At 59.1% G+C, this 4751-nt stretch carries 6 protein-coding genes; all 6 read right to left on the reverse strand.

Translation table 11 applies throughout. From position 1 onward, the window contains the following. Nucleotides 1-87: 87 nt before the first annotated feature. On the reverse strand, nucleotides 88-1098 hold the full coding sequence (gene fliM / locus EGI20_RS16165; RefSeq protein ID WP_498632695.1) for a flagellar motor switch protein FliM: 1011 nt from the start codon (nucleotides 1096-1098) through the stop codon (nucleotides 88-90). A gap of 6 nt (nucleotides 1099-1104) precedes the next feature. Then, on the reverse strand, nucleotides 1105-1608 hold the full coding sequence (locus tag EGI20_RS16170) for a flagellar basal body-associated FliL family protein (RefSeq protein ID WP_124736569.1): 504 nt from the start codon (nucleotides 1606-1608) through the stop codon (nucleotides 1105-1107). A gap of 103 nt (nucleotides 1609-1711) precedes the next feature. Continuing rightward, entirely contained in the window at nucleotides 1712-2602 is an 891-nt protein-coding gene (locus tag EGI20_RS16175) for a flagellar hook-length control protein FliK (protein WP_498632696.1), read from the reverse strand. Nucleotides 2603-2673: 71 nt separating this feature from the next. Continuing rightward, the gene (gene fliJ, locus EGI20_RS16180; RefSeq protein ID WP_498632697.1) at nucleotides 2674-3117 is read right to left on the reverse strand and encodes a flagellar export protein FliJ; all 444 of its coding nucleotides are present in this window, start codon (nucleotides 3115-3117) and stop codon (nucleotides 2674-2676) included. Nucleotides 3118-3126: 9 nt separating this feature from the next. Then, a complete protein-coding gene (fliI, locus tag EGI20_RS16185) occupies nucleotides 3127-4521 on the reverse strand; it encodes a flagellar protein export ATPase FliI (protein WP_498632699.1) in 1395 nt (464 codons plus the stop codon). Then, nucleotides 4514-4751 (reverse strand): FliH/SctL family protein (locus tag EGI20_RS16190; RefSeq protein WP_498632700.1); only part of this gene is annotated, 238 nt, incomplete at its 5' end. The genes EGI20_RS16190 and fliI, both read right to left, overlap by 8 nt.

A 4751-nucleotide genomic window follows, 5' to 3' on the forward strand; every position in this document is an offset into this window, starting at 1 on the left:
GCGGCTGCGGCTTGCTCGGCCTGTTCGGCCAGCGCGGCGGCCCAGTCATCCATTACATCATCGGCCGCACCTTGCGTGCCCTGTTCTTCAGCCATGTTTAAGCTCTCCCGACTCCGTATCGCCGAGGTCATGCGCCCCGGCCAGTATCTTTTCCACACTCAGGGCATACTTGCCCTCAACCGTACCGTACTTGCACTCCAGCACCGGAATGCCCGACACATCGGCCACCACCCGTTCCGGTATGTCCAGCGTAATGACGTCGCCCTCTTTCAGGTTCAGCACCTGCCCCAGCGTCACCTCGGTATGCGCCAGCTCCGCGACCAGTTCGACTTCGGCCGTTTGCACCTGACGCGACATCAGGCTGACCCAGCGGTTATCGACCTCGGTACGGTCTGCCTGCATGGTACTGGACAGCACATCCCGGATGGGCTCGACCATGGAGTAAGGCAGACAGACGTGAAAATCCCCGCCGCCGGCCCCCAGTTCGATATGAAAGGACATCGCCACCACCACCTCGGTCGGCGTGGCGATATTGGCAAACTGGGTATTCATTTCGCTGCGCAGATAACTGAATTGCAGCGGATAGACCGGTTCCCACGCCTTCTGGTACTCGGTAAACACCACATTCAGCATGCGCTGGATGATGCGTTGTTCGGTCGGGGTAAAGTCGCGCCCTTCGACCCGCACATGGAAACGGCCATCGCTGCCGAACAGATTGTCGACGACCAGAAACACCAGATCCGGGTCAAAAATCAGCAGCCCGGTGCCGCGCAGCGGCTTGACGTGCACCAGATTAAGGTTGGTGGGCACCACCAGATTGCGAATGAATTCGCTGTACTTCTGCACCCTGACCGGACCTACCGAGATCTCGGCATTGCGGCGGATGAAATTGAACAAGCCTATGCGCAAATTGCGCGCAAAACGCTCGTTGATGATTTCCAGCGTAGGCATACGCCCACGCACGATGCGCTCCTGACGTCCGATATCATACTGGCGGACGCCACTGGACTCGCCATGATCACCCTCATCCTCAGTATCCCCGGTCACCCCGCGCAGCAGGGCATCCACCTCTTCCTGGGATAAAATATCGTCAGCCATCTGGGCTTACTGATTCTGGATGATAAAGGAAGTAAACAGCACGCTCTCCACCGGTTCCTGCCCGGGCAGGTCAATGGATTCGTTGATGATTTTCTTGACCTGCGCCTTGAGCCTGACCTTGCCATCGGCACTGGCCAGCTCCTCCGCAGTTTTGGACGAGAGCAACAAAATCAGCCCACTGCGGATTTTGGGCATATATTCGACCAGCGTCTTCTTGGACTCAATGTCCAGTAGCTGAGCCTGCATTTCCACCTGCAACAGGGCGCCAGAACCGCCGGCCAAGTTGACGACAAAAGTATCCATTTTTTCAAAAATAGGCGGGCCTTCCGGCTTCTTCTTCACCTGTTCGCTGGCATGCGCGCCGTTTTCCGCAAGCCCGCTGCCCTTATTCAGATAAAGGTAGGCTCCCAGCGCACCAACTGCTGCAATCAGGATCACCAGCAGGACGATCACGATCAGCATCAACTTGCTGCCGCCCCCGCCTGCTGCTTTTTTCTTTTCTTCCGCCATGAATTATTGTCTTCCGCGCTTCTATCGATAAGAGAGTATTTTGATATTCTCTTATTGTCCCAGAAATAACGGCGAAATGACTAGTTGATTGCCAAAGAATTTATCAGGCGCGAATACTCAGCCCGGCATTATCCGTATCCGCTGTCAGAGCAGAAGTGATCACGGAGGCGTCATCGACAGCAAAACCCGATCCGCGCCGCGCTTGCTGCTGCTCCTGTTGTTGCTGACGCCCGCCATACGAGACTTGCGCATCTGTCAGCTGCACACCGCTTTCAGCCAGCATTGAGGTCAGGCGCGACAAATTCTGCTCCAGCGCATCACGCGCCTGTGGCGTGGCGGTCACAAAGCTGATCTGGGCCTGATCCTGATTCAGCTTCAGCGCAACCTCGATCGGCCCCAGATGCGCCGGATTCAGTTTAATGGTCGCACCTTCGGCCTTCATCTGGATCAAACCGCTCACCTGCCCGGCCAGTGCCTCACCCCATGCCTTATCCGGACTTAACGGCGTATTAACCGTTAATTGCACGATTTGCCCACCTTGGGACGTATCCGCCGGGCGGATGTTTTGTGCAAGCTGGCTGCCATCCGGCAAAAACTGCAGCAATTGCCGCGTTTCATGCGGCAACTTTTTGCCACCTGCCGCATGACTTGCCGCCAGCATCTCCTGCGTCAAGTCCAGCATATCGCCCGCCTGATGCGACGCAGACGCCTCTGGAGGCACCGATGGCAAAACATGCAGAGGCAAAACGGCAGGCTGCGCGCCATACAAAAACAACTGCGGCTGCTCTGCCGCACCGGCCTCCTTGCCAGGCTTAACATCAGGCTTTATCTCGGCAAGCTTAGGCTCGACGCCGGCCAGCACCGATTTGCCCCCCATTTGCAGACCGAGCAAGGAGGCGAACAAATCACCAGACGCAGCCAGTTCGCCCGACTGCGGCAGGGCCAATGCCGCGTTACGCGCCGGCGCTTGTAGCGACAAGGAGGGTATAGCCATCAGGACAACCTCGAATCAGATAAGCACGCATAATTAAAAGCAAAATATATGCCACCAAAAACAGCACGACCCTACACGCCCGATCCGTCTTTTTCCCTGTGCTTGCGCATGGCAAACTCGTCGACCAGCTTCTGCTCGGCACGGTGTGCTTTCAATGCCTGCCTGGCCTGCTGGCGCTCCAGCAACACCTGATAAGCCTTAAGCTTTTTCCGCTCGGCAAGCCATGCCTCCCTTGCCAGCAAATAGCGCTGAGTCGCACGGTCAACTTCAAGCTGCTGGGTCTCGCGCGCATCGTCCAGCTTGTTAAGAAAGACACGGAAATCCAGCCACTGCTCGACCCCCATTCCCCGCCCGCCCTGCTCCAGCAGGCGCGCACGATAGTCGCCGATAAAGTCATCCAGCTGTGCCAGGCGCGATTTTTGCCCTTCCTGGCGCTGCTGCGCCTCCCGCATCCGCTCGGCCGCCGTATCCAGGGACTGTGTGGTCAGACGCACCAGAAGCTCGAACTGGCTCATGCGCTAAGCTCAGCCTGCCAGCGTCTGCGACAACTGCGCAAGCGAGGAGGAAAAATCGTGGGACTCGTGCTGGGGTTGGGTCAGGAAACCGACTTGCGGCAGGTGGCGCCGTATCGCCTCGTCAAGCATGGGATCGGCGCCGGGAGCATATGCACCGACACTGATCAGATCGCGGCTGCGCTGATAGCGCGAAAACAGTTGCTTGAAGCTGCGGGCCTGCTCCATATGTTCGCGGCTCACCACATCCACCATCACCCGCGAAATCGACTGCTCGACATCGATGGCCGGATAGTGGCCCGACTCAGCCAGCTCACGCGAAAGAACAAAGTGGCCATCCAGAATGGCGCGTGCAGAGTCGGCAATCGGATCCTGCTGGTCATCGCCCTCGGACAGCACGGTATAAAAGGCCGTAATGGAACCGCCCCCCTCCTCACCATTGCCGGCGCGCTCAATCAATTGTGGCAGCTTGGCGAATACCGAAGGCGGGTAACCGCGCGTCACAGGCGGCTCGCCAATAGCCAGTGCGATCTCGCGCTGCGCCATGGCATAACGCGTCACCGAGTCCATCAACAGCAAGACATCTTTACCCTCGGCACGAAAATGCTCGGCCAGCGCCGTGGCGTAAGCCGCACCATGCAAACGCATCAAAGGCGGCATATCCGCCGGCGCAGCCACCACAATGGCCCGTGCCAGCCCCTCCTCGCCCAGAATGTTTTCGATGAAATCCTTGACCTCGCGTCCCCGCTCGCCGATCAGGCCGACCACCACCACATCGGCGCGGGTAAAGCGCGCCATCATACCCAAGAGCACCGACTTGCCAACACCGGAGCCGGCAAACAGACCCAGACGCTGGCCACGCCCCACCGTCAGCAGGCCGTTGATGGCCCGCACGCCGACATCCATCACCTCGCGCACCGGTGTGCGCGCCAGCGGGTTCAATGGTTGGCTATACAGCGGCGCCCAGGCATCCGGGACAATCGCCCCCTTGCCATCCAGCGGCCGGCCCAGCGCATCCAGCACCCGCCCCATCAGCCCCATGCCGACCGGCACTTGCCGCCCCTGACTGGCACCCGTATGCGCCAACATGGCTTTTTGCCCGTAAACAGGGGGAAAGGCCGTGCGCAGGGGTTCGACCAGGGCACCGGGCAACAAACCGTGAATATTGGCAACCGGCATCAGATAGAGGTGCTCGCCGGAAAAGCCCACGACTTCGGCTTCTACCGTATGCCCGCCGCCCACATGAATCAGACAGGCGCTCCCCACCGGTTGCTTGAGCCCGACCGCCTCCATCACCAGACCAGTGACACGGGTCAGATGACCTTGAGCACGCCATGTCGGTGCAGCGGCCAGCACCTGACGGCAGGCTTGCAACTGCGTCAGCTGCCGCTCAAGCCAGTCACTCATCCGGCTGCCCGGCAACAGCCAACCCCAAAGCGGCGCGCAAGGCTGACTGACGGGTTTCCAAGGACAAGTCAAAGTGCGCCAGCTGCGTTTCAATCATGCAGCCACCACGGCTAATGGCCGCATCCTGCAACCACTTGATATGGCTCTTCGGATACTCCTGACTCAAAAAGTGCTCGAGCACCTGTGCATCCTCAGGATGTACCCGTACCCGGATCTGTGACAGCTCGCCA

This window comes from Aquitalea sp. S1-19, assembly GCF_024343515.1.